24 protein-coding genes are annotated in these 25,518 nt (G+C 67.0%); 12 read left to right on the top strand and 12 right to left on the bottom strand.

Features of this window, described 5'->3' with window-relative positions; all coding sequences use genetic code 11:
* The first annotated feature begins 62 nt into the window (after window positions 1-62).
* From FOS14_RS09400 to FOS14_RS09355, 10 genes are all read left to right on the top strand, one after another.
* On the top strand, window positions 63-935 hold the full coding sequence (locus tag FOS14_RS09400; protein ID WP_143770028.1) for a ribokinase: 873 nt from the start codon (window positions 63-65) through the stop codon (window positions 933-935).
* Between the two features lie 104 nt (window positions 936-1,039).
* Entirely contained in the window at window positions 1,040-2,230 is a 1,191-nt protein-coding gene (locus FOS14_RS09395; RefSeq protein ID WP_143770027.1) for an RtcB family protein, read from the top strand.
* A 122-nt stretch (window positions 2,231-2,352) separates the two neighbouring features.
* Window positions 2,353-2,895, top strand: coding sequence for a diaminobutyrate acetyltransferase (ectA, locus tag FOS14_RS09390; protein WP_143770182.1), 543 nt, complete (start codon window positions 2,353-2,355; stop codon window positions 2,893-2,895).
* A gap of 2 nt (window positions 2,896-2,897) precedes the next feature.
* Window positions 2,898-4,157, top strand: a complete 1,260-nt coding sequence (gene ectB, locus FOS14_RS09385) for a diaminobutyrate--2-oxoglutarate transaminase (protein WP_143770026.1) — start codon at window positions 2,898-2,900, stop codon at window positions 4,155-4,157.
* A gap of 12 nt (window positions 4,158-4,169) precedes the next feature.
* Window positions 4,170-4,568, top strand: coding sequence for an ectoine synthase (locus FOS14_RS09380; protein WP_143770025.1), 399 nt, complete (start codon window positions 4,170-4,172; stop codon window positions 4,566-4,568).
* A 15-nt stretch (window positions 4,569-4,583) separates the two neighbouring features.
* Window positions 4,584-5,504 carry a D-isomer specific 2-hydroxyacid dehydrogenase family protein gene (locus tag FOS14_RS09375; protein ID WP_143770024.1) on the top strand — a complete coding sequence of 307 codons (921 nt, stop codon included), beginning with the start codon at window positions 4,584-4,586 and terminating at the stop codon, window positions 5,502-5,504.
* A 123-nt stretch (window positions 5,505-5,627) separates the two neighbouring features.
* Window positions 5,628-6,443: an NAD-dependent protein deacetylase gene (locus tag FOS14_RS09370; RefSeq protein ID WP_143770023.1), complete on the top strand. Its 816-nt coding sequence runs from the start codon at window positions 5,628-5,630 to the stop codon at window positions 6,441-6,443.
* Window positions 6,440-7,123 (top strand): cyclase family protein, encoded by a 684-nt coding sequence (locus FOS14_RS09365; RefSeq protein ID WP_143770022.1) that lies wholly within the window; start codon window positions 6,440-6,442, stop codon window positions 7,121-7,123. Before FOS14_RS09370 ends, FOS14_RS09365 begins: the two co-directional genes overlap by 4 nt.
* A 26-nt stretch (window positions 7,124-7,149) precedes the next feature.
* The gene (locus FOS14_RS09360; RefSeq protein ID WP_143770021.1) at window positions 7,150-7,401 is read left to right on the top strand and encodes a type II toxin-antitoxin system VapB family antitoxin; all 252 of its coding nucleotides are present in this window, start codon (window positions 7,150-7,152) and stop codon (window positions 7,399-7,401) included.
* Window positions 7,398-7,796: a type II toxin-antitoxin system VapC family toxin gene (locus tag FOS14_RS09355; protein WP_255450194.1), complete on the top strand. Its 399-nt coding sequence runs from the start codon at window positions 7,398-7,400 to the stop codon at window positions 7,794-7,796. Before FOS14_RS09360 ends, FOS14_RS09355 begins: the two co-directional genes overlap by 4 nt.
* Here the strand turns inward: FOS14_RS09355 and proB are convergent.
* From proB to FOS14_RS09300, 11 genes are all read right to left on the bottom strand, one after another.
* Complete coding sequence (gene proB / locus FOS14_RS09350; protein WP_185981700.1) at window positions 7,793-8,914, bottom strand: glutamate 5-kinase; 1,122 nt, start codon at window positions 8,912-8,914, stop codon at window positions 7,793-7,795. The two genes, FOS14_RS09355 and proB, sit on opposite strands and share 4 nt — an antisense overlap.
* A complete protein-coding gene (obgE, locus tag FOS14_RS09345; RefSeq protein WP_143770020.1) occupies window positions 8,898-10,373 on the bottom strand; it encodes a GTPase ObgE in 1,476 nt (491 codons plus the stop codon). The genes proB and obgE overlap by 17 nt, the downstream gene beginning before the upstream one ends.
* Before the next feature lie 162 nt (window positions 10,374-10,535).
* Window positions 10,536-10,799: a 50S ribosomal protein L27 gene (gene rpmA, locus FOS14_RS09340; RefSeq protein WP_143770019.1), complete on the bottom strand. Its 264-nt coding sequence runs from the start codon at window positions 10,797-10,799 to the stop codon at window positions 10,536-10,538.
* A gap of 34 nt (window positions 10,800-10,833) precedes the next feature.
* A complete protein-coding gene (rplU, locus tag FOS14_RS09335; protein WP_143770018.1) occupies window positions 10,834-11,145 on the bottom strand; it encodes a 50S ribosomal protein L21 in 312 nt (103 codons plus the stop codon).
* Between the two features lie 200 nt (window positions 11,146-11,345).
* Window positions 11,346-14,348: a translation initiation factor IF-2 N-terminal domain-containing protein gene (locus tag FOS14_RS09330; RefSeq protein WP_143770017.1), complete on the bottom strand. Its 3,003-nt coding sequence runs from the start codon at window positions 14,346-14,348 to the stop codon at window positions 11,346-11,348.
* A gap of 435 nt (window positions 14,349-14,783) precedes the next feature.
* A complete protein-coding gene (gene ndk / locus FOS14_RS09325; RefSeq protein ID WP_143770016.1) occupies window positions 14,784-15,203 on the bottom strand; it encodes a nucleoside-diphosphate kinase in 420 nt (139 codons plus the stop codon).
* A gap of 65 nt (window positions 15,204-15,268) precedes the next feature.
* Window positions 15,269-15,682 (bottom strand): DUF4233 domain-containing protein, encoded by a 414-nt coding sequence (locus FOS14_RS09320; RefSeq protein WP_143770179.1) that lies wholly within the window; start codon window positions 15,680-15,682, stop codon window positions 15,269-15,271.
* Window positions 15,683-15,702: 20 nt separating this feature from the next.
* Window positions 15,703-17,106 carry a folylpolyglutamate synthase/dihydrofolate synthase family protein gene (locus FOS14_RS09315; protein ID WP_143770015.1) on the bottom strand — a complete coding sequence of 468 codons (1,404 nt, stop codon included), beginning with the start codon at window positions 17,104-17,106 and terminating at the stop codon, window positions 15,703-15,705.
* The gene (locus tag FOS14_RS09310; protein ID WP_143770014.1) at window positions 17,103-19,805 is read right to left on the bottom strand and encodes a valine--tRNA ligase; all 2,703 of its coding nucleotides are present in this window, start codon (window positions 19,803-19,805) and stop codon (window positions 17,103-17,105) included. Before FOS14_RS09310 ends, FOS14_RS09315 begins: the two co-directional genes overlap by 4 nt.
* A gap of 148 nt (window positions 19,806-19,953) precedes the next feature.
* Complete coding sequence (locus FOS14_RS09305) at window positions 19,954-20,820, bottom strand: diacylglycerol kinase (RefSeq protein WP_143770178.1); 867 nt, start codon at window positions 20,818-20,820, stop codon at window positions 19,954-19,956.
* Window positions 20,821-20,837: 17 nt separating this feature from the next.
* Entirely contained in the window at window positions 20,838-22,478 is a 1,641-nt protein-coding gene (locus tag FOS14_RS09300; protein WP_370512196.1) for an FAD-binding oxidoreductase, read from the bottom strand.
* 57 nt (window positions 22,479-22,535) lie between these two features.
* On the opposite strand from FOS14_RS09300, the gene FOS14_RS09295 reads away from it, so the two are divergent.
* Both FOS14_RS09295 and FOS14_RS09290 read left to right on the top strand, forming a co-directional pair.
* Window positions 22,536-23,114: a TetR/AcrR family transcriptional regulator gene (locus tag FOS14_RS09295; RefSeq protein ID WP_143770013.1), complete on the top strand. Its 579-nt coding sequence runs from the start codon at window positions 22,536-22,538 to the stop codon at window positions 23,112-23,114.
* A 180-nt stretch (window positions 23,115-23,294) separates the two neighbouring features.
* Window positions 23,295-24,842 (top strand): glycerol-3-phosphate dehydrogenase/oxidase, encoded by a 1,548-nt coding sequence (locus FOS14_RS09290; RefSeq protein WP_143770012.1) that lies wholly within the window; start codon window positions 23,295-23,297, stop codon window positions 24,840-24,842.
* Between the two features lie 63 nt (window positions 24,843-24,905).
* On the opposite strand, the gene FOS14_RS09285 is transcribed toward FOS14_RS09290, so the two are convergent.
* Window positions 24,906-25,517 carry a GNAT family N-acetyltransferase gene (locus tag FOS14_RS09285; protein WP_255450193.1) on the bottom strand — a complete coding sequence of 204 codons (612 nt, stop codon included), beginning with the start codon at window positions 25,515-25,517 and terminating at the stop codon, window positions 24,906-24,908.
* Window position 25,518 lies beyond the last annotated feature (1 nt).

Below are 25,518 nucleotides of genomic sequence, written 5' to 3'. Positions count from 1 at the left end.
CTCGGTTCAGCCGGTCGGCGCGCCGTGGGCCAAGACCTCCCAAACGGGGCTAACCTGCCTTTATGGACGCCCCCGTTCCCTCGGCGCGGATTGTGGTTCTCGGCAGCGCCAACATGGATCTCGTGGTCAGCACCGACCGGTTGCCGAGTGCGGGTGAGACCGTCGCCGGTAATTCCTTCGCCACCATCGCGGGCGGCAAGGGCTCCAATAAGGCGATCGCGGCGGCGCGCGCCGGTGCGGACGTCGAGTTCGTCGGCGCGGTCGGCGACGACCTGTTTGCTCTCGAACTTCGTCAAACGCTGGTCGACAACGAGGTGGGCACCGAATTCCTGCGGGAGGTGCCCGGCCCCAGCGGCGTCGCAATGATTACTGTCGACGGCGCGGGTGAGAACCGGATCATCGTGGTGGGCAACGCGAATTCGACGTTGACGTCGTTGTCCCCGGATGAACTCGATCTGATTGCCAACGCCGATCTGCTTGTCTGCGAACTCGAGATCCCGCTCGCCACGGTGACGACCGCGATCCGACACGCTCGCGCACACGCGGTGACGACTCTGCTCAATCCCTCACCAGTGCAACAACTTCCCGGTGCGCTCAGCGACAGCGTCGACGTGCTGGTAGTCAACGCGGGCGAGGCCCGGGCACTCGGATCCGCCACCGTGGACACCGTTCCACACGTGATCACCACACTCGGCGCCCGCGGCGCGCACTACCGCGGACCCGACGGCACCGAACTGTCCGTGCCGACCCTGCCGGTCAATGTCGTCGACACCACCGCCGCCGGTGACGCGTTCACCGGCGTGCTGGCCGCGTTCTGGCAGCGCGGCCCCGAAACGGCGCTGCGCTGGGCGTGCGCGGCTGGCGCGCTGGCGAGCACCAAGCTCGGTGCGGCGGTCTCGCTGCCGCAGCGCAAGGACATCGAAGCGCTGCTGTAGAGGCGGTTCCGCACGGAGAAAATTCGGATGCGCCGCAATTGGGCACGGCCTAGCGTGGTACTACGCGACAACGCGTAAACACCACTGCCGAAAGGATTCTCACCATGCTGCCCGTCGAGCTGCGCGGCGCGCGCGCTCAGACATTGATGTGGGCCACCGAGGACGACATCGAGCCAGCCGCACTGCAGCAGCTGCGCAACATCGCCGCGCTGCAGTGGGTGCACGGCGTTCGGGTGATGCCCGATGTACACCTGGGCAAGGGCGCAACCGTCGGTTCGGTGATCGCCATGAAGGACGCGGTCTCCCCCGCCGCCGTCGGCGTCGACATCGGTTGCGGCATGGAAAGCGTCAAGACCAGCCTCACAGCCGCGGACCTGCCCGACGATCTGCGTCGGCTGCGCCGCCGTATAGAGGCGGCGGTGCCGGTGGGGTTCGCGGCGCACCGGGAGCCGGTGGATGTTCGGCGTTACGAGCTGACCCGCACTCGCGGCGGCTGGGAGCGGTTCTGGGCGAGTTTCGGCGACCTCGATGCTGGAGTCGCGGGTCGCGAATCCAAGGCGCACAAGCAAATGGGCACGCTCGGCGGCGGCAACCACTTCATCGAGGTCTGCCTGGACACCGAGGATCACGTGTGGGTGTTGCTGCATTCAGGCAGCCGCAACATCGGCAAGGAACTGGCCGAGCGACACATCCGGATCGCGCAGTCGCTGCCGCAGAACAAAGACCTGCCGGACCGCGACCTGGCCGTCTTTCTAGCCGGGACTCCGGAAATGGCCGCCTATCGTCGCGACCTCAACTGGGCCCAGGAGTACGCCGCGCGCAACCGCGCAGTGATGCTGGCGCTCATCTGCGCGCAGGTCCGCAAGGAGTTCCCGCAGGTGCGCTTCGAGCAGCCCATCTCCTGCCACCACAACTATGTGGCGGAGGAGTTGATCGACGGCGTGCCGATGCTGGTGACCCGCAAGGGCGCCGTGCGTGCGGGCGTGGGCGACCTGGCGCTCATCCCCGGCTCCATGGGCACCCGGTCCTACGTGGTTCGCGGCAAGGGCAACCCGGCGTCGTTCCAGTCCGCAGCGCACGGAGCGGGCCGCCGGATGAGCCGCAACGCCGCAAAACGCCAGTTCACGGTGGCCGACCTGGTCGCCCAGACGGAAGGCGTCGAGTCCCGCAAGGACGCCGGCGTGATCGATGAGATCCCGGCCGCCTACAAGAACATCGACGACGTGATCGCTGCCCAGTCCGGTCTCGTCGAGGTGGTGGCCACGCTGCGTCAGGTGCTCTGCGTCAAGGGCTGATCCGTCGCATTTGTGAGCTATCTCACTTTTACGCTCTCACCTGGGACGGGTATACGCCGGTACCGACCAAATCGGAAAGACAGGTGAAAACGCCCGGCGACGTTGTTACGTTCGGGTACCCGATGACTCCAGCACAACTGAGAGCGACCCCGGAATACCGAACCGCGCCGCCGGTTCACCTGCGCCGTCCGCAGCTTGCAGACGGCGCACACCTGTGGCGGCTGGCCACCGACTCAGGCGTCCTCGATGCCAACTCCAGCTACGCGTACGTGTTGTGGTGCAGAGATTTCACCGACACAACCGTGATCGCCGAAAAAGATGGCGAGGTAGTCGGCTTCATCACCGGCTACCGTCGCCCGGCTGCCCCGGACACCCTGTTCGTGTGGCAAGTGGCGGTGGATGAATCGCAGCGCGGCAACGGTATTGGCGTGGCCATGCTGGAAGAGCTGGTCAGCCACCTTGTGCCGCAAGGCGTTCGAAGCATGGAAACGACCGTCAGCCCGGACAATGCGGCGTCTATCGCCATGTTCGCGGCGCTGGCGAGACGCCGCGGCGCCACGATAACCACGTCAAAGATGTTCGAGCCCACTGACTTTCCCGATGCACACGAAGCCGAAGAGCTCTATACGATCACGCCGCTGAACCGACCGGAAGGAAAATTTTAGCGATGACTGCCCCCGACACGACAATCTTTAGCGCACTGGAGTCCGAGGTACGCGGCTACTGCCGCAATTGGCCAACCGTTTTCGACACCGCACAAGGTTCGTGGCTCCGTGATGAGAGCGGCCGGGAATACCTCGACTTCTTCGCCGGTGCCGGTGCGCTCAACTACGGCCACAACAATCCGGTGCTGAAAAAGGCGCTGCTGGACTACATTGCCGGCGATCACATCACCCACGGTCTGGACATGTGCACCGTGGCCAAGCGCAATTTCCTCGAGACGTTTTCCGAAAGAATCCTGCGGCCACGGAATTTGGACTACAAGGTACAGTTCACCGGCCCCACCGGCGCCAACTCCGTTGAGGCAGCACTGAAGTTGGCGCGGAAGGTCACCGGTCGCGAGTCGGTGGTCAACTTCACCAACGCGTTTCACGGCATGACCCTCGGCGCGCTGTCGGTCACCGGAAACTCCATGAAGCGCGCGGGCGCCGGAGTGCCGCTGGTGCATGCCACGCCGATGCCGTTCGACAACTACTTCAACGGCGTTACCGAGGACTTCCAGTGGTTCGAGCGCGTGCTCGACGACTCGGGCTCCGGGCTCAACCGTCCCGCCGCGGTGATCGTGGAAACTGTGCAGGGCGAAGGCGGCGTGAACGTCGCCCGTCCGGAGTGGCTGCAGGCTCTCGCCGAACTGTGCGCGCGTCGCGACATCCTGCTGATCGTCGACGACGTGCAGATGGGTTGCGGCCGGACCGGCCCGTTCTTCTCTTTCGAGATCGCCGGCATCACCCCCGACATCGTCACCCTGTCCAAGTCGATCGGCGGTTACGGGCTGCCGATGGCGTTGACGCTGTTCAAGCCGGAACTCGACATCTGGTCCCCGGGCGAGCACAACGGCACGTTCCGCGGCAACAACCCCGCGTTCGTGACCGCCACGGCCGCGATCACGGAGTACTGGGCGGATTCGAAGCTGCAGGAGCAGACGCTGGCCAAGGGTGCACGCATCGAGCGCGCCTTCACCGACCTGGCCGGGCGCTTCGACGGGGTGTCCACCCGTGGTCGCGGCATGGTCCAGGGTCTCGTGTTCGCCGACCCCGAGCACGCCGGGAAGGTCTGCCGACTCGCCTACGACAACGGACTGCTCGCGGAAACCTCGGGACCCTCGGACGAGGTGGTCAAACTGCTGCCGCCGCTGACCATCACCGAGGACGAACTCGATCACGGCCTGGGCATTCTGGCCGACGCCACCGGTTCCGTCTGCATCTGAGGGGAGCGAGGAATGATCGTCCGAACCACCGCGGAAATCACCGGCACTGAACGCGACGTCACCAGCGAGGACGGGAACTGGCGCAGCAAGCGCATCATCCTCGGCGGCGACCGCGTCGGCTTCTCGTTCCACGAGACCACCATCAAGGCCGGCACCGTCAACGAGTTCCACTACGCCAACCACGTTGAGGCGGTCTGGCTGATCGAGGGCGAGGGCACGCTGACCGATCTCGACAACGACCAGGTTTACGAGCTAGGCCCAGGGTCGATGTACCTGCTCAACGGCCACGAACGGCACCGCGTCGAGCCGCGGACCCAGATGCGGATGCTGTGTGTTTTCAATCCACCCGTGACAGGCCGCGAGGTACACGATGAGAATGGCGTGTACCCGCTCGTGGAGGTACCCGCCTAGCCTGGAGGTTTCCAGATGACGGCCAACTCGATTGCGCTGGAGCCGAGCGCCGATCCGGATGTTGCCGAGGCGATCGTGCGCGCCGGTGGCGAATTGGCCGATCTGGACTCAGCGCGCGGCCTGGTGTGGTTGGCCGGCGCGGAGGGCTTCCCGGATCTGGGCGCAAACATCGAATGGGTCCAACTCGCAGCCGCGGGGGTCGAGGACTTTTTCACCTCGGGCGTCATCGGACGAAGCCCGAACGTGCAGTTCACCTCCGCTGCGGGCGCCTATTCGCGGACGGTGGCCGAACACGCGCTGGCGCTGCTGCTCGCCGGTGTTCGCGCCATTCCCGACCATTTGCGCGCGAGGTCGTGGCAACAGCAGGAACTGGCTGGGCGGATCGGGACGCTGCGCGATTCGACCGTCACCATCATCGGCGCGGGCGGCATCGGCCGGACGCTGATCCCGATGCTGGCCGCTCTCGGCGCCCATGCCATAGCCGTGTCACGGTCTGGCAAGCCGGTGCCCGGCGCGGTCGCCACCTATCCGATCGCCCGGCTGCCCGAAGTGTGGCCCGAAACCGACCACATCGTCATCTCCGCCCCCGCGACCCCTGCTACCCGGCACCTCGTCGGCGCTGACGAGCTCGGTCGGCTCAAGCCGCATTCCTGGGTGATCAACGTCGCGCGCGGGAGCCTGCTCGACACCGACGCCCTGATCGCGGCGCTGCGCAGCGGTGTCATCGGCGGCGCGGGTCTCGACGTCACTGACCCCGAGCCGCTGCCCGATGGACATCCGCTGTGGGATCTGCCCAACGTCATCATCACGCCGCACGATTCCAATCCGCCGAGCCTGCGCCGGCGCGCATTCGCCGACCACGTCGGTGCGAACGTTGCACGATTCGTCAACGGCTGCGAGCTGCTGGCCCGCGTCGATCCGGTGATGGGCTACTGAAGCCGCGCGCCGCCCCCCTATGATCACGACGAAATGGTCACGATTCGCCGCCGATAGCGAGCCATTTGTTCGGTGTCGCGGCGGCAGGTGCGCAATCTCCGCCCCTGCGGTTCACTGGTGAGCATGGCCCATCCAGCGGAGACGTTGCGCGAGTTGATGGCCGGTCGTCGGACTGTGGCGCTGACCGGAGCCGGGATATCCACCGACAGCGGCATTCCCGACTACCGGGGCCCAGACTCGCCGCCGCGCAATCCCATGACCTATCAGCAGTTCATCGGCGACCCCGGGTTTCGCCGCCACTACTGGGCGCGCAACCACCTGGGCTGGCGGCACATGGATGCCGCGGTGCCCAACGCCGGACACCGCGCGCTCGCCGCGCTCGAACGTGCCGGACGGGTTGCAGCCGTGATCACCCAGAACGTCGACATGCTGCACACCAAAGCCGGCAGCCGCAACGTGATCGACCTGCACGGCACCTACGCGCAGGTGCGCTGCCTGGCATGCAGTCACCGGCTGTCCCGCTACGCGCTGGCCGAACGGCTGGAGCGCCGCAACCCCGGCTTCGCCGAAAAGGCCGGCGCCGCAAGCGCTGTGGAGATCGCTCCGGACGCCGATGCCGTGGTTGCCCGCACGGCGACGTTCCGGGTCGTCGACTGCGAGCGGTGCGGCGGAATGCTGAAGCCGGACATCGTGTATTTCGGTGAAACCGTTCCGCGCGAACGTGTTTGCTCGGCCTTCGATGCCGTGGACACGGCCGAATTGTTGCTGGTTCTCGGTTCGTCGCTGACGGTGATGTCGGGCTTGCGGTTCGTGCGCCGGGCGGCCAAGGCCGGCACACCGATAGCCATCGTCAACCGGGGCCCGACGCGTGGCGACGACCTGGCCACATTGCGGATCGACGCCGGGTGCTCGGAGATCCTGATTCAGTTGCTCCCATGAGCCGGCCGTTTCGCCTGATCAACCTCTCGCACGTCAACGATCCCGCCACCACGTCGCTGTTTCCCGGCGACCCCGAATTCCGCCTGCAACCGGTGGCGGATTTCGCCACCGAGGGCTATTGGCTCCAATACGTTCAGCAGGGCGAACACACGGGCACGCATTGGGGCGCCCCGGCGCATTTCGACCCGGCCGGACTGACCGCCGATCGACTCGACGTCGAAGACTTGTGCCTACCTGCCGTGAAGATCGACATCCGTGGCTGCGCCGCCGATTATGCGCTCACGGTCGACGATCTGAGTGCGTGGGAGCGCCAGCACGGCCGAATTCCGCAGCAGGCCGCGATAATCCTGCGGACCGGCTGGGAAAACCACTGGGGCACCGACGCATTCGGTACGGTGCACCCGGGCTTCGGTGTCGATGCGGTGCGCTGGTTGCTCGACACCGGCCGCCTGGGCCGCCGGGGAGCACTCGGAACCGACGCGTTCAGCCCCGACGCCGGCGGTGACGACTCTTTCGCAGTGTCGAAGCTTCTCTACGGTGAGCACCGCATCAGCCTGGAATGCCTGACCAACCTTGCCGAACTCCCCACCACCGGAGCGTGGGTTCTGGCCGGCGGACCGCTGAACCGGAACGGCTCGGGATCGGCCGCAACAATTTTTGGGATCTACCTTTCTAGATAGGACAGCAGAAGTCTAGAATCTGGGACGTGGCACTGAGCATCAAGACAGCGGAAGCAGACGAACTCGCGCGCGCGCTCGCGGCCGAGACGCAGGAGTCGATAACCCAGGCGGTGACGATCGCACTGCGTGAGCGCCTCGACCGGGTACGCGAAGGGCGTCGCATGGACATTTCGCACCGCCTCGATCGGCTGATCACCGAATATGCAGATGCTGACATGTCGGATCAACGGACTCCCGACGAAATCATTGGCTACGACGCGCTCGGCCTTCCCGGGTGAGCGGGATAGTCGTCGATACGTCGGCACTCGTCGCAATCATGACGAACGAACCGGCCCGACAGTGGCTTACAGATCAATTGAGCCAAGCGAGCGAGCGTTTCATTTCCGCGCCGACGGCCGTCGAGTTGGGCATCGTGCTGGAGGCGCGGCGAACGTCATCGACCGGCATTGCCCATCGCTTGCTGCGTGACGCACGGATAACAATCCGGCCCTTTGACAGCGCACTGACCGAACGCGCACTCGAGGCCTGGCGCCGGTTCGGCAAGGGCCGACACCGCGCGGCCCTCAATCTCGGCGATTGCTTTACGTACGCACTGGCCGACGCGACCGGACTTCCGATTCTGTGCACGGGCGACGACTTTCGCCACACCGACCTGCACGTGCTCGCGCCCTAAACCTTCACCAGGTCGTCGGCGTGCACCACCGGCCGACGTAGGTCGGCGGGCAATTCGCGGGTCGACCGGCCGAGCATCCCGGCCAGCTCACTGCTGTCGTATTCGACGATCCCGCGCGCGACGATCGCGCCGTCCGGTCCCACCAAAGACACGACATCGCCGGCGTAGAACCGGCCCCGCGAGCCGGTGACGCCGGCCGCGAGCAACGAACTGCGGCGCTGCGCAACCGCCCGCACCGCGCCAGCATCGAGTTGCAGGGTGCCACGCGAGTCCGCGGCGTGCCGCAGCCAAAACTTACGTGCGGACAGCCGATTCGGCCGTGCCGCAAACGCGGTGCCCACCGATCCATCCGCCAGTGCCGTCGCCGCATCCGTGGCGGCGGCGAGCAGCACCGGCACTCCGGCGTCGGCGGCCAGTCGCGCCGCCGACAACTTCGAGGCCATGCCACCCGTGCCCAATGTGCCCCCGGCACCGGCGATCACGCCGTCCAGGTCGGCGCGGCGCCGGACTTCGCTGATGAAGTTCGCGTTGCCCTTGCGGGGGTCGCCGTCGTAGAGGCCGTCCACGTCGGAGAGCAACACGAGCGCGTCTGCACCGACGAGATGGGCAACCAGCGCAGCTAGCCTATCGTTGTCGCCGAAGCGCAGCTCTTCCGTTGCCACCGTGTCGTTTTCGTTCACGATCGCAATCGCGCCGAGCGACCGTAACCGGTCCAGGGTGCGCTGGGCATTGCGATGGTGTTCGCGGCGCGCAAAGTCGTCGGCGCTCAACAACACCTGACCGACCGTGCGACCGTAGCGGGCGAACGACATTCCCCAGGCGTTCGCCAAAGCCAGCTGGCCCACACTGGCGGCCGCCTGCTTTGTCGCGAGATCCCTTGGCCGCGAGGTCAACCCGAGCGGAGCTAGCCCGGCACCGACCGCGCCGGACGACACGACCACCACATCCGAGCCAGCCCGCATGCGGGCCTCGATGGCGTCGGCGAGCACGTCGAGGCGACCGTGGTCGAGGCCGCCGACCAAACTCGTCAGCGCCGACGAACCGATCTTGACCACCACCCCACGCGCCTGCGAAATAGCCTGGCGCGCGGGGCTGATCGCCTCAGCGTCCGTCGACATCGGCGTCACTCTCGGCACTGCTTTCCAGTCCGCGCCGGACGCGGCTGGCGTGCTTGCGCTGCGCTGCACTTACCCGCTGCACCTGGTCGAGGCGGGCGTCGGTGCCGCGACCAGTGGGCACCACGTCGACGCCGGCCGGGGTCTGCGGCTCCCAGTCGAACGTGACGTCACCGATGGTCACGGTCGCGCCGGCCTCCGCGCCCTGCTTCATCAATTCCTCTTCCACGCCCAGGCGAGCGAGGCGGTCCGCGAGGTAGCCGACGGCCTCGTCGTTGTCGAACTGCGTCTGGCGGACCCAGCGTTCGGGCCGGCTACCGCGCACGATGAAACCGCCAGGAATCTGCGGGTCGGCGATCACGCTGAATCCGGTGTCGTCCACGGCGATCGGGCGAATGACCGGGCGGCGCGGCGGCGCCTTCGGGTGCTCGGCCCGGTACCGCTCGACCAACTCGGCCAGGGCAAAGGTCAACGGCCGCAAGCCCGCCCGCGTGACCGCTGAGATAGTGAAGACCGGCCACCCGCGGGCGGCGAATTCCGGGGTCACCATTTCGGCCAACTCGGCAGCATCCGGAACATCTGCCTTGTTCAAGATCACCACTCGCGGGCGGTCGGACAGTTCGCCCAGCCCGGCGTCGGCGTCGAGCGCGGACTTGTACGCAGCCAGTTCGGCCTCGAGCGCGTCGACATCGGATACGGGGTCACGCCCCGGTTCGAGCGTCGCGCAGTCGACGACGTGGGCCAGCACGGCACAGCGCTCGAGATGGCGCAGAAAGTCAAGGCCTAGGCCGCGGCCCTCGCTTGCGCCGGGAATCAGTCCGGGCACGTCGGCGACCGTGAAGGTCGTCTCGCCGCTCGACACGACGCCCAGGTTGGGGACGAGGGTGGTGAACGGGTAATCAGCGATCTTGGGCTTGGCCGCCGACAGCACCGACACCAGCGACGACTTGCCGGCCGACGGGAAGCCCACGAGACCGACGTCGGCGACCGACTTGAGTTCGAGCACGAGGTCGCGTTCCTCGCCCTCCTCGCCCAACAGCGCAAATCCTGGGGCCTTGCGCGCCCGGGATGCCAGCGCCGCGTTGCCCAGTCCGCCACGACCACCGGCGGCCGCACGAAAACGCGCGCCCACGCCCACGAGATCGGCGAGCATCCGGCCACCCGAATCGAGCACCACCGTGCCGTCGGGTACCCGCAGGACTAGGTCCTCGCCGTTTGCGCCGTCGCGGTTGCTGCCCATGCCCTGAGTGCCGTTGGCCGCCTTGGCGCGTGGGTGGAAATGGAAGTCCAGCAGCGTGTGCACGCCTTCGTCCACCTCAAGGATCACATCGCCACCGCGGCCACCGTTGCCGCCGTCGGGACCACCGAGCGGCTTGAACTTCTCCCGGTGCACGGAGGCACAGCCGTTGCCGCCCTTGCCGGCGCTGACGTGCAGCACCACGCGGTCGATGAATCGGGGCACGGTCGGTTCCTTACTTTCCTGCACTGATCATGAGCAAATCTCTGGGTTTCGCGGGTTGCCTTCGACGATATGCTCATGATCACCGCCGAAACGGGGACAGCAAACAAAACAGGCGGGCCGGGGGTAAACCCTGGCCCGCCTGGCGTGGACTAACTTTCCTGGCTAGGCCTGCGCCTGTCCCGGAACGATGTTGACGGTCTTGCGGCCGCGCTTGGTGCCGAACTGCACCGCGCCGGCGGCAAGCGCAAACAGCGTGTCGTCGCCGCCGCGACCCACGTTGACGCCCGGGTGGAAGTGCGTGCCCCGCTGACGGACCAGGATCTCGCCGGCGTTGACCTGCTGGCCGCCGAACCGCTTCACGCCGAGGCGCTGGGCGTTGGAGTCGCGACCGTTGCGCGAGCTGGATGCACCCTTTTTGTGTGCCATGTCTTGTTGACCTCCAGGGTTGAGAAAGCTCGGGCTACTTGATGCCGGTGACCTTGAGCACCGTCAGCTTCTGGCGGTGACCCTGGCGCTTGTGGTAGCCGGTCTTGTTCTTGAACTTGTGGATGCGGATCTTCGGGCCCTTGGTCTGCTCGACGATCTCGCCGGACACCGTGATCTTGGCGAGCTTGTCGGCGGCGGTGGTGAGATCGGCGCCATCAACGACCAGGACCGGGTCGAGCGATACGGCGGTGCCGGGCTCGCCCTCGATCTTTTCGACCTTCACCAGGTCACCGACCGCGACCTTGTACTGCTTTCCGCCGGTCTTGACGATCGCGTACGTTGCCATCGGACGGCTACCCTCTTTTCCTCATCACAGCTGGCCAGTGCCTGCCCTTGGTTCGCATGACGCCCCCGCCACGCGACTGGTCTTGGTATTGCTGCCCTCTTCGGCGTGCGTGCAATCCCTAGCGGGCACGGTTCAACGCTATCGCTGGCAGCGACCGATCAAGATTACGGGATTTGCGCCAGCAGGGTCAAACCGCGTCTCTACTCCACACCGTCGACGGGAGGCCCTGCCGGGCGTCCCGCCGCACGCCGTCGCCGAGGTGGCCGCGGCGGCGCCGGAATCTCTTCCAAGTGGGTGAAATCCGTGCCCTGACCGGCTTCGCCGTCGGCCGGGATGACGAAGATCCGCCCACCGTCGGCGCTGCCGCTCGGTGCTGCGGTCGCCCGGGCCACCCGACGCCGCGCGCGGGTACGCACCCCGGCAGACTCGGGTTCCGGCTCAGGTTGTGGCTGCATGCTCGGCTCAGCCACCACAGCCGGCGCCGCTTCGGCCACCGCAGGAGCCGCCGTAGCACCAGCGTCCGGCAATTCGCTCTCGGTGACCTCATGCTCGTGGTGCTCGTGTTCGGCGAGGTGCGCGGCCATCGCCAAGGCGACCGGGTGCGCACGTTTGACCGACGCATCGACCTCGGCCCCTTGGGTGCCATTGGTCGAGCTTTCGGCCGTCGCGCCCCGATCGCGGCCCCGCCGCTTGCGCGAAGTCTCCGGCCGCGACCGGCCCGACTCCTCACCGGCTGCGCCCTCCACCGGGTAGGAGTGCACGATGATCCCGCGGCCGTGGCAATGCTCGCACGACGTCGAGAAGGCCTCCACGAGCCCGGTGCCGAGCTTCTTCCGCGTCATCTGCACCAGGCCGAGCGAGGTGACCTCGGAGACCTGGTGGCGGGTGCGGTCGCGCCCGAGCGCCTCGGTGAGCCGGCGCAGGACCAGGTCCCGGTTCGATTCGAGCACCATGTCGATGAAGTCGACGATGATCATGCCGCCGATATCGCGCAGCCGCATCTGCCGCACGATCTCTTCCGCGGCCTCCAGGTTGTTGCGGGTGACGGTCTCTTCGAGATTGCCGCCCGAGCCGGTGAACTTGCCGGTGTTGACATCGATGACTGTCATCGCCTCGGTGCGGTCGATCACCAACGTGCCGCCCGACGGCAGCCACACCTTGCGGTCCAGGGCCTTGGCCAGTTGCTCGTCGATGCGGTAGGTAACGAACACGTCCGGCGCGTTCTCGCCGCTCGGCTCGTACTTCTCCAACCGCGGCAGCAGATCCGGGGCGACCTTGCCGATGTAGTTCGACACCGTGTTCCAGGCCCTCTCCCCCTCGATGACGAGCTTGGAGAAGTCCTCGTTGAACAGATCGCGAACGACCTTGACCAGCAGGTCTGGCTCTTCGTAGAGAGTCAGCGGGCTGCCCTTGCCCTCCGCGGCCGCGACCTGCTCTTCGATGGTGTGCCACTGCTTCTGCAGCCGCTCGACGTCGCGGGCGAGCTCTTCCTCGCTCACGCCTTCCGACGCAGTGCGAATGATCACGCCGGCGTCGGCGGGCACGATCTTGCGCAGGATCTCCTTGAGCCGCTTGCGCTCGGTGTCGGGCAGCTTGCGGCTGATGCCGGTGGAGCTGCCGCCCGGGACGTACACAAGGAAGCGTCCGGCGAGACTCACCTGGGTGGTCAGCCGGGCGCCCTTGTGCCCTACCGGGTCCTTACTGACCTGCACCAAAACCATGTCGCCGGGCTTGAGCGCCTGCTCGATCTTGCGTTCTTTACCGCCGAGCCCGGCCGCTTCCCAGTTGACCTCGCCGGCGTAGAGCACGCCGTTGCGACCACGGCCGATGTCGACGAACGCCGCCTCCATGCTGGGCAGCACGTTCTGTACCCGCCCTAGGTAGACGTTGCCGACCATCGACGCCGACGCGGTGCTCGTGACGAAGTGCTCGACGAGAATCTTGTCCTCGAGAACCGCGACCTGCGTGATGGGATGCGCCGACGGACCGTTATCCGTCGGGAAGCTCTTGTCACGGACCACCATGACGCGGTCCACCGACTCACGGCGTGCCAGAAACTCCGACTCGGTCAGGATCGGCGGGCGACGCCGGCCGGCGTCACGACCGTCGCGGCGGCGCTGCCGTTTGGCCTCGAGCCGCGTGGATCCGGAGATGCCCTGCACCTCATCGGCAGCCGCCCGGGCACGGTTCTTGTTGCGCGGTTCACGCTCGTGGACAACGGTGTTGGGCGGGTCGTCGTCGGCGTTGTCCGTGTCGCCGTTGGACTCGCCGGCCTTCCGTCGGCGCCGCCGACGACGGCGACGGGTGCTCGACGTGGAGTCGTCCGAATCGTCGGTATCGGTGGTCTCGTCGGTGTCGGTCTCGGACTCGGCCGACGCTTCCTCCTCGGCGGAGGCGGTCTCATCGTCGCCGTTCGTGTCGGATTCGTCGGCGGCCGACTCATCAGCGGAGTCATTTCCGGACTGCTCACCACGGCCACGACCACGGCCACGCCGACCTCGACGGCGGCGCCTTGGCTGCGCCTCCCCCTCGGATTCGCCGGAATCTTCAGTGGCCGCACCCTCGTCGGCGGCGCTCTCCTCGGCGACAGCGCTTTTGTCGGCGGTTTCCGCTTGTTTCTCGGCTTCAGCCTGCTGTTTCTCGGCTTCCGCTTGCGCGGCCCGCTCAGCGCGCTGCCGGCGGCGTGCCTCGGCTATCGCTTCCGCATCCGGCGGCAGGAAGAGCGGCGCCTGCACCTCGGCCGCCGGAGCGTCGTAGGTGGGCGCTGGCTCCGCTTCGGTGTGCGCGCTGGTGAACAGCCCGGGTTCCTCCGGAGGCTGCTGCGAAGCTTCCACCGGCGAGGCTTCCGCGGTCGGGGCTTCCACCGGCGGCGCTTCCACCGGCGAGGCTTCCGCGGCCACGGAGCGCTCGGCTTCGTCCGCCGGTTTCACGAGCGCATCGCGCACGGACTCGGCCACGTCGCGGTTGAGGCTCGAGTGGGCGCTACGGGCTTCCGCGCCGAGGCCGCTGAGCGCCTGTAGCACCTGCTTACTGGTGACGCCGATCAGCTTCGCCAGTGCATGCACCCGGATCCGGTCCGGCAAGGCCGGCGGAGGGTCGGCGGGCGCATCGGAGGCATCGTCCTGCTGACCGGCATCCGGCTGATCAGGGATGCCACCGACATTGTGATCTGCTGTTGTCTCGGGCGGCGCTTCGTCGGCCACGTGGTCTCCTCGCCACCCCCGGGCGCGTTTGCCCGGGAGGGGCGACGACGCGGCCACGCGAGGGTGCTCGTTGTGTTCTCGCGCCGGTGAGGCGCGAGATTGTGTGGTCTCGCTCCGCGTGCTCTATGTCGTCCGTGTGGCGCTGGTCCGTTTGGGCTGAGGGCACGCGGTGCCTGGCTGTCTGGATGGCGTGTGCTGCGGGTACTGAAACTGTTGTACCCAAGCCCTCCTTGTCCGAGCGCTGACATCAAGCGTGCCAGCACGGTGGGTAGCACCGAGCCGCTGGCAGCGATGACGGCATCGAACGTGGTGTCATCCGGTCGCAGCCGCGTAAAGCAAGTGCGGTGCGACCGTGACCAGTATCCCATACCACTCCGGTGCGCGGAGCCAAGGCGCACCGGACTCACACCGAGGACGAAACCCCGCGAGAAAACGTCAGCCGGCGTCTAGAGCCGGGAACCACAGCGCGATCTCCCGCTTGGCCGACTCGGCCGAGTCGGAGCCGTGCACCAGGTTCTGTTCGGTTTCGAGAGCAAAGTCTCCGCGAATGCTGCCCGGGGCCGCCTTCTCCACCGGGTCTGTCCCGCCAGCGAGCTGCCGGAACGCCGCGATCGCGCGCGGACCCTCCACGACTGCGGCGACGACGGGCCCGGAGGTGATGAAGTCGAGGAGCGAGCCGAAGAACGGCTTCTCGGCGTGCTCGGCGTAGTGCTCGCTCGCCAGCTCGTTGGACACGTGCTTGAGCTCGAGCGCTGCGAAAGTCAGCCCTTTGCGCTCGATGCGGTTGATGATTTCGCCAATGCAGGCGCGCTGCACGCCGTCGGGCTTGATGAGTACGAGGGTCCGCTCTGTCACGGCGCACAGCCTAGAGGGCTGCATCGGCATGGCTGCCAACCGGGTCCGTGCCTGTCTCGGAGAATCTAGTCGCGCTGGCCGGGCAGCAGACCGTGCTCGATACGGAATCGCATCTGCCGCCGCAGGAAGTAGATGTAGCACCAGATGCCCAGGAAGAGCAGACCGAGTACGCCGATCGCCGGGTGCGCGAACCAGGCGGCGATCATGAGCAGTTGCAGCGCGAAGTTGTAATACGGCGCCCACGGCCGCCGTTGCACGCCGGCGCCGCCGATCATCAACAGCGCCAGCACGACGAGGTACCCGCCCGAGACCCAGGTCAGACCGGGGCCGACGGTGCCGACCACCGGTAATGCGAGCAGCACGACGATGGCCTCGAGCAGCAGCGTCCCGGCCATGACCCCGCGCAGGCCCTTCCATGGGTCGCGAACCGGTGGGTTGAAGGGAGTATCGGGACTTTCCGAGGCGCTGCTGTGTTCCATGGTTCGCTCGCTCCGCTCGTTCACGCCGGTTCCTTGCCGAAAAGCGACCGCGCCGCGCCCGCGGTGACGACCGATCCGGTGATCACGACGCCGGCACCTGAGACGGCCTCACCCGGTTCGCCCACCTCTTCGGCTACCGCGATGGCGGTTTCGACGGCATCGGGCAATGTTTCGGCAACCACAACGCGCTCGTCGCCGAACCGCTGCACGGCCAGGTTGGCCAACTGCTCGACGTCGAGCGCCCGCGGCGAGCCGTTGGTGGTGACCACAACCTCGTCGAGGACTGGCTCCAGCGCGGCCAGGATGCCGTCGGCGTCCTTGTCGCGCAGCACCGCGACCACGCCGACGAGCTTGCGGAAGTCGAACTCCTCGGTCAACGCGGCAGCAAGTGCCTGTGCGCCAGCTGGATTGTGCGCTGCATCGAGGAAGATCGTCGGTGCGCTGCGCACCCGTTCGAGCCGGCCCGGGCTCGCTACCGCGGCAAACCCGGCCCGAACGGCCTCGATGTCGAGTTGACGCTGCGCACCCGCCCCGAAGAAAGCCTCGACCGCGGCCAGCGCCAGCACCGCGTTGTGCGCCTGGTGCGCGCCGTGCAGCGGCAGGAAGATCTCGTCGTACACACCACCGAGACCCTGCAGTTGCAGCATCTGTCCACCGACGGCGACCTGCCGTCCCAAGACCGCGAATTCGGCGCCTTCCCGGGCCACCGCTGCATCGGACTGCACTGCCTGACGCAGCAAGACATCGAGCGCTTCAGGTTCCTGGCGCGCGATGACCGCGACGGTGTCGGTCGGAATGAGTTGCTCGCGCGCTCGCTTGATGATGCCGGCCTTCTCGCCCGCGATGCTGGCCAGGTCGTGGCCCAGAAAGTCCTGGTGATCCAGCCCGATCGGCGTGATGACCGCGACCTGGCCGTCGGCCACATTGGTGGCGTCCCAGCGGCCACCGAGACCGACCTCGACCACGGCCACATCGACGGGCGCCTCCGCGAACGCGGCAAAGGCCATGGCGGTGACCACTTCGAACTTGCTCATCGGGATGTCCGAGGACGCGTCCACCATGTGCACGTACGGCAAAATTTCGCGGTAGGTGTCGACGTAAAGCCGGGGACTGATCGGCTTGCCGTCGATGCTGATGCGTTCGGTGGCCAGCTGCAGGTGCGGGCTGGTGGTGCGGCCGGTGCGCCGGTGCAGCGCCAGCAGTAGCGCGTCGATCATTCGGGTGACCGACGTTTTGCCGTTGGTACCGGCGACGTGAATCACCGGGTAGTTGTGCTGCGGCGAGCCGAGGATGTCCATCAACGCCGAAATCCGCGACGTCGATGGCTCGATCTTGGTCTCGGGCCAGCGCTTGTCGAGCTCAGCTTCGACCAGCGCCAGTTCAGCGAGTTCGACCGGGCCAGCCGGTTCGGAAGGTGTGGTCACCGCCCGGCCAGCTCCTCGAGCCGCGCGGTGATTCGCTGGACTTCCTCTTCCGCCACGTTCTTTCGCGTCCTGATTTTCGCCACGACGGCTTCCGGCGCCTTGGCGAGGAATGCTTCGTTGCCCAGCTTCCCGGTGGTTCCGGCGAGTTCCTTCTGCGCGGCGGCCAGGTCCTTCTCCAGCCGACGCCGTTCGGCCTCCACGTCCACGGTGCCGGACGTGTCGACGTCGACCTGGACTGTCGCGCCGCTCAGGCGGACCTCCACCGACGCCGTGGCCGAGAAGTCGGCACCCGGCTCGACGACGTCGAGACGGGCCAGCGTCGCCAACTCGGCGATGTGGCCAGTGAGATCGGCGGCGTCCAGACCGGTGAGTTGCGCCTTGACCTTCTGCTTGTCCTTGAGTCCCTGGTCGCTGCGGAAGCGGCGGACCTCGGTGATCAGCCGCTGCAGGTCGGCGATTCGAATCGCCGCGCGCTCGTCGGGAATCTGGCCGGACGCCGCAGGCCAGTCCGCGATCACCACGGACTCGCCCCCGGTCAGCGCCCGCCAGAGTTCTTCGGTGACAAACGGGATGACCGGGTGCAGCATGCGCAGCAGGGCGTCGAGGACATTGCCTAAGACCGCCCGGGTGCTTGCAGCCCGGGCCATCGACCCAGCCCGGGTGGATTCGGGCGCACCACCGCTCAACTGAACCTTGGCCAGCTCCAGGTACCAGTCGCACACCTCGTCCCACGCGAAGTGGTAGAGCGTCTCGCAGGCCTTGCCGAACTCGTAGCCGTCGAACGCCACGTCGACCTCGGCCCGCACCTTATCGAGCCGATCCAGGATCCAGCGGTCGGCGTCGGTGAGTTCGCTGCGGTCGGGCAACTCGGTGACCACGGCGCCGTTCATCAACGCGAACTTGACCGCGTTGAACAGCTTGGTCACGAAGTTGCGCGAGGCGGCGGCATGTGACTCGCCGATGGACAGGTCGCCACCGGGCTGGGCGCCGCGCGCCAGCGTGAAGCGCAGCGCGTCGGCGCCGTAGAGATCCACCCAGTCCAGCGGGTCGATGCCGTTGCCGCGCGACTTGGACATCTTGCGGCCGAACTGGTCGCGAATCAGGCCGTGCAGGAACACATCCCGGAAGGGGACTTGAACGCCGCCTCCGCCAACAGCCTCGCTGCCGATGGCGTCGTCGCCGGAGACGAACAGCCCGAACATCATCATCCGGGCCACCCAGAAGAAGATGATGTCGTAGCCGGTGAACAAAACCGAAGTGGGATAGAACTTTTCTAGTTCGGGCGTCTTTTCCGGCCAGCCGAGCGTCGAAAACGGCCACAGCGCAGAGGAAAACCACGTGTCGAGCACATCGGGGTCCTGCGTCCACCCCTCCGGCGCGGTCTCATCGGGTCCGACACAAACGGTTTCGCCGTCGGGGCCGTACCAGATCGGGATGCGGTGGCCCCACCACAACTGACGCGAGATGCACCAGTCATGCATGTTGTCCACCCAGCCGAACCAGCGGGGCTCCTGCGAGGTTGGGTGAATCACGGTGTCGCCGTTGCGAACCGCGTCGGAGGCGGCCTTGGCCAGCGATTCGACCTTGACCCACCACTGCATCGACAGTCGTGGCTCGATCGCTTCACCGCTGCGTTCCGAGTGCCCGACGCTGTGCAGGTACGGCCGCTTCTCGGCCACCACGCGGCCCTCGCCGGCCAGCCGCTCGCGAACCTTGACCCGGGCCTCGAACCGGTCCATACCGTCGAATTCCGTTCCGGTATTACAGATTCGGGCTCGCTCGTCCATGATGTTGGGCATCGGCAGGTTGTGCCGCAGGCCCATCTCGAAGTCGTTGGGGTCGTGCGCCGGGGTGATTTTCACTGCGCCGGTGCCGAATTCGGGGTCCACGTACTCGTCGGCGATTATCGGGATCTGCCGGCCGGTGATCGGGTGCTCGAGCGTGGTGCCGATCAGTGACTGGTAGCGGGGATCGTCCGGATGCACAGCGACAGCCGTGTCACCGAGCATCGTTTCGACGCGGGTGGTCGCCACGATGACGTGCGGCTCGTCGTCGCGTAGCGAGCCGTACCGCAGCGACACCAACTCGCCCTCGACCTCGTCGTATTTGACCTCGATATCGGAGATCGCCGTCTGCAGCTCCGGGGACCAGTTGACCAGCCGCTCGGCACGGTAGATCAGGCCGGCGTCGTAGAGGCGCTTGAAGATTGTCTGCACGGCCCGCGAAAGGCCGTCGTCCATGGTGAACCGGTCTCGACTCCAGTCAACGCCGTCGCCGATGCGCCGCATCTGGGCCTGGATCGTGCCGCCGGATTCGCGTTTCCAGTCCCAGACCTTGTCGATGAACAGCTCGCGGCCGAAGTCTTCCTTGGTCTTGCCGTCCACGGCGAGTTGCTTTTCCACGACGGTCTGGGTGGCGATTCCGGCATGGTCCATGCCGGGCTGCCACAGCACTTCGTAACCCTGCATGCGCTTGCGCCGCGTCAGCGCGTCCATCAACGTGTGGTTGAGCGCGTGACCCATGTGCAGGCTGCCGGTGACGTTGGGTGGTGGCAGCACGATGGAATAGGGCGGCTTGGTGCTGGTCGGATTAGCCGTGAAGTAGCCCGCGTCTACCCAGCGTTGATAGATCTTCTCCTCGACGTCGCTGGGGTTCCAGTTCTTCTCGAGCTCCGGTCTGTCTGCGGCTGCGCTGGTCACCCGGCGATTCTAGTTGTCGCCTCGCGATGTCCGACCACTGTGTCCGGACACCGAGGGCGGCCGGTCGGTGGATGAGGGACACCGACAAGCCGCCAAATCCGATGGTAGTCGCGTTTCGCCGGTCTGCCGCGGGGAGCGATTTCCAGTGTCACGGGCCGGTGATGACCTGCAATGCAGCCGGGGCCGCGGAGACCGTCATCGGCAGCGCGCCCATGGGTTCGCCGTCGGCGTAGGCGGTGATCCCGGGCGCGGACAGCCTCACCTTTCGGGCGCGGAAGGTCTGCACGCCATCGAGGTGCACGTGGGTGCCTTTGTAGATGGTCGGCATGAGCCGGACCAGCCGCACCAGGCTTGTCGCGCCGACCACGGTCACGTCGAGGCGACCGTCGGCGGGGTCCGCGTCAGGACACACGAGCATGCCGCCGCCATAGGAGCGCGTATTGCCGATGCTGACCATCGTGGCATCCAGTTCGATCTCCCGACCGTCGATCTCGAGGCGATACGGGATGGCCCGAAGCGCCCCCAACTCGGCGAGGATGGCGACGTTGTAGCGCATCCGGCCGCGCGGCCAACTCATCGAGTTGGCACGGTCGGTGACCTTGGAATCGAAACCGCTCGCCAGAACGGTCGCGAACCAGCGATCGCCGGCCCGACCGAGGTCGATCGCGCGGGTTTTGCCGTCGAGCACGAGGTCCGCCGCGGCGGCTGGATCCGACCGCGGAACACCCAGTTCCCGTGCGAGGTCGTCGCCGGTTCCGCTCGGGATCAGCCCCAGCGGAACGTCCGACTCGGCCAGCGCCGGCAACACCGTGGAAATCAGGCCATCGCCACCGACCGCGACGACGGCATCAACTCCGGAAACGACCGCCGCACGGGCCAGCCGGGTCGATTCGGCGGCGCTCGATCCGGCGAGTTCACGCACGTCCGCGCCGCGCTCCCGCAGCCGCGCTACGGCCGCCCGCGCGTTGTCGCTGCCGCGGCCGAGTCCCGACTTTGGGTTGGTCACGACGGCTATGGTGCTGCGTTGGCCGCTCACGGAATCAGCTTGCCAGGATTGAGGATTCCGGCCGGGTCCAAGGCCGATTTCACCGCGCGCAGCACCTCGACGCCGAGATCGCCAACCTCCGCCTGCATCCACGGCCGGTGGTCGCGGCCGACCGCGTGATGGTGGGTAATGGTTCCGCCGGCATTGGTGATCGCGTCGCCTGCAGCACCTTTGGCTTTCGACCATTGCGCGATCGGGTCGTCGGCCTGCGCGCAGATGACGGTGAAGTAGAGCGAGGCACCGGTCGGGTATGTGTGCGAGATGTGGCACATCACCAGCGGCGGAGTACCTTGCCCGGCAAGCGATTCCACGAGGGCGCCGGTCACCGCTGAGCGCAGCGCAGACAGGTTCGACCACTGCGTCGCCGTCTCCATGGTTTCGCAGAGCACACCCGTGTCGAGCAGGGTGTCGCGCAGGTAAGGCGCATTGAACCTGCCCTCCTCCCATTGTCGGGCGGCCTCCTCGCCCAGCGCGGTACCGCCCTCGGCGGCGAGAATCGCGCTGGCCTCGGCCTGCCGCGCAGCCACATGTGCCGCGGAGCCCTCGAACGTCGTCACAGCCAGGCAACCCGGCGTCGCGGCCTGCTCGCCGATGCTGTCGGCGCGGGCCAGGTTGACGCCGGTCTCTACCTCGTCCGAGAGTCGCAGCACCGTAGGTGCGGCACCGGCCTGCACCACCGCACGCAAAGCGGTAGCGCCGGCTTCGAAGTCGGGAAACGACCACGCCTGATACGCCGTCGTCTCCGGCACCGGATGCACCCTCAGCGTCACCTCGGTGATCACGCCGAACGCTCCCTCGGAGCCGACGAACAGTTCGCGCAGATCCGGGCCGGCGGCCGATGCCGGTCCGCGGCCCACATCGAGCGTGCCGCGCGGGGTGGCGACCTTGAGGTGCGTCACCATGTCGTCGAAACGGCCGTACCCTGCCGAGGCTTGTCCGGACGACCGGGTCGCGGCGAAGCCGCCGATACTGGCGAACTGAAAGCTCTGTGGGAAATGTCCGAGCGAAAAGCCGTGCGTTGCCAGTAGTTTCTCGGCTTCGGGCCCGGTGAGGCCAGCGCCCAGGGTCGCTGTGCGACTGACCGGATCGACCGCCGTGAGGGCATTGAGCCGACGCAGATCGAGCGCGATCACCGCCGGAAAGCCGTTGCGTACCGGATCGAGGCCGCCGACCACACTCGTTCCGCCACCGAACGGCACGACCGCGATGCCGCTGTCCGTGCACCAGCGCAGGACCGCCAGAACCTCGTCATGGTCACCGGGTCGAACCACCGCATCGGGAGCGTCTTGGACGTCGTTCGACCGTCGACGCAGCAGGTCGAACGTGCTCTTACCGCCCGCGTGGACGAGCCGGTCCGCAGATTCGGTGCTGACGTTGTCGCCCCCCACGATGCCAGCCAGCGCGGCACGGCCCTCGGTCGTTACTGCGCTGGTACGCAACCTGATTGACGTGACATCCGACCGCGGCGCCGATTCTCCCGAGACTTTGAACACCTGCGCAAGCAGGCCACGGATCGACGGCGAAAGTTCCTTGCGTTGTGGCGCCACCCCCCAGCCGTCCCAGTCCATTGCGGGTGTGTGCTCGTCCGGGCGGACTTCTTCGCTGATTGATGCATCCGAGCGGTTCATACGTTACAGTGTTACATACGATGTCCATTTGTAAAATAGCTTCAATTGGAGATACCGATGGATGACGCGATCTTGGATGCGGCGCGCTCCTGTATCGAAGACTTCGGCGTCCGACGCACCACGCTGGTCGAGGTCGCCCGACGCGCCGGCGTCAGCCGACCGACGGTATATCGACGCTGGCCGGATACGAACGCACTGATCGGAGACCTGCTCACCCGGGAAATGCGCCGACTCGTCACCATCCCGCAGGTCGGCTCGGAGATCACGCGCGCCGACATCGTCGCGGCCGTGGTCGAAGCCGCGTCGTCGCTGCGGACGCATCCGATGTTCGACAAGATCTTCCGCACCGACGCCGATCTGCTCCTGACCTATGTGGTGGAACGGCTCGGCCGCAGCCAGCTCGCGCTTATCGACCTCCTCAGCGCCGGGATCGCCGCCGCACAGGAAGGCGGCTCGGTTCGTCCCGGCGACCCGCGCCAGCTGGCCACCATGGTGCTACTGATTTCCCAGTCGACCGTGCAGTCCGCGCGGATGGTCGCCGACACCTTGCCCCCGCCGGATTTGGCCGCCGAACTCGCGCACGCCATCGATGGCTACCTCGCTCCTGCGCGCCCCACGAAAGACGTCCACTCATGAGAATTTCCCCCGTTGCGGACCTTCCCTCCGTTCCTCGCTCCGCTCCGGTACTTACTGCGATGCTCACGAAGGTCCTCCACTCATGAGAATTTCTCCCGTTGCGGACCTTCCCTCCGCTCCTCGCTCCGTTCCTCGCTCCGCTCCGGTACTCACTGCGATGCTCACGAAGGTCCTCCACTCATGAGAAACCCACCTGGCGACACCGCCCTCAACGCCCGCCGACGGTCGCGTGAGCTGACCGCACTCGGCGACGGTGAGAGCATCGACCTGCTGGTCGTCGGCGGCGGCGTCACCGGCGCCGGCATTGCACTCGACGCCGCCTCCCGCGGGCTGCGGACCGTCCTGGTCGAACGCCGCGATCTCGCCTGGGGAACCAGTCGCTGGAGTTCCAAGCTGGTGCACGGCGGTCTGCGCTACCTGTCCAGCGGCAACGTCGGCATCGCGCACGAGAGTGCCGTCGAGCGCGGAATTCTGCTCGCCCGCACCGCGCCGCACCTGGTTCGGCCCGTGCCGCAGGTGGTTCCGGTGCTGGCCGACACCGGCATGTATCAACGCAACCTGATCCGCGCCGGTTTCCTCGCCGGCGACGTCCTGCGGCGCAGCGCCGGCACGTCCGCCGCGCTGCTCCCCCGATCGCGGCGCGTTTCGGCAGCCGAGGTCACACGCCTGGCGCCAACGGTGCGCCGCCAAGACTTGCGCGGCGGACTGGTCGCCTGGGACGGACAACTCGTCGACGACGCCCGCCTGGTGGTGACAATCGCCCGCACCGCGGCTGGTTATGGCGCGAAGATACTGACTCGAGTGGCCGCCTCGGACGTCACCGGAAGCTCGGCGACACTCACCGACGAGCTGACTGGCGAACAATTGTCGGTGCGGGCCCGAACCGTCATCAACGCCACCGGCGTGTGGGCGGCCGAAGTCGATTCGTCGATCGCCCTGCGTCCCAGCCGCGGCACGCATCTGGTGTTCTCGGCGGAGGCGTTCGGTGGGCTCAACGCATCACTAACCGTGCCGGTGCCGGGAACGACCAGCCGATTCGTCTTCGCATTCCCCGCCGCGCACGGCCGGGTCTACCTCGGCCTCACCGACGAGGAAGCCGACCGCGACGTCCCCGACGTCCCGCAGGCCACGCCCGGCGAAATCGACTTCTTGCTCGACACGATCAACACCGTTCTGCGAGAGCCACTGCGGCACAGCGACATTCGTGGCACATTTGCCGGACTTCGACCACTGCTCGACACCGGTTCGGCAGCCACCGCCGATCTGTCGCGCCAGCACGCCATCCGCATTTCTGACAATGGGCTGATCACCGTCGTCGGCGGTAAGCTCACCACCTACCGGCAGATGGCCGAGGAAGCCGTCGACGCAGCCGTCGCGCACGGCTCACTGATCGCACAGCCCTGCCGCAGCCGCGACCTCCCGCTCGCCGGCGCCGGCTCGGCCGCCGAGCTCGACGCCGTACCCGCGCCGACCCGGCTGATACATCGCTACGGCACCGATGCGTCGAGCGTGCTGGCGGTGTCGGACACGTCGCTGCTGCGGCCCGTCGCCGATGGGATCGATGTGTCGCGCGCGGAGTTCTCTTTCGCCATGAGCCACGAAGGCGCGCTCGACGCCGACGACCTCCTCGACCGGCGGTCGCGAATCGGCCTGGTCGCTGCCGATCGTGAGCGTGCGTTGCCGGCGGCGCGCGAAGCGGTCGAGCGCAACTGCGCCAACGAAAGTTAGCCCGAGAGACGCTTTCCCGTCGCTCGAACCGAGTCGTGTTTGCGCAGTTGCGCTCGGATACCGTCAGGCCGGGCGCCGCCACATCGCCCACACCGGCGGCCCGCCGTTCGGCAACGGCAGTTCGTGGGTGACCTCGAACCCGAACCGCTCGTAGTAGGGCACGTTGTCCGGCTTGCTGGACTCCAGGTAGGCCGGTGCATGTTCGGCGTCGACGCGGTCGAGGCGAGATCGCATCAGCGCGTATCCCAGTCCCGTCCCCCGGACGTCGGGGTCGGTGCCGATGACGGCCAGGTACCAGTGCGGCTCTTCAGGATGGTTGCGCTTCATCGTTTCGGCGACGTTGCCGCCAACTTCCAGGCGCTTGCCGAACGCCCGAATAAGCGAGGGCAGCATCAGAAACTCCGAGAATCGGCTCTGCTGCCATTGACCGGGTGGCGCCCACAGCGCGGCACCGCCGACGGTTCCATCTGCCGCGCCGGCCAGTTCTACGCCGCCCCGAGATAGGTAGTGAAAGCGAATGAGCGCGGCAAACAGCTTGGGTAACCCGGCGGCGCGTGCGGAATCGTCGGGCCACATCCACTGCATGACGGGGTCGTCATCGAAAGCGCGGCCAAGCGCTCGCGACACCTCTGCGATGTCCGGCTTGCGAACGGGACGAACTACTGCGGTGACCACC

This window comes from Skermania sp. ID1734 (genome assembly GCF_007489285.1).
In the GTDB taxonomy this organism is placed as follows: Bacteria; Actinomycetota; Actinomycetes; order Mycobacteriales; family Mycobacteriaceae; genus ID1734.
Note: the sequence above shows the minus strand (reverse complement) of the source record. Positions and strands in the feature narration are given on the sequence as shown.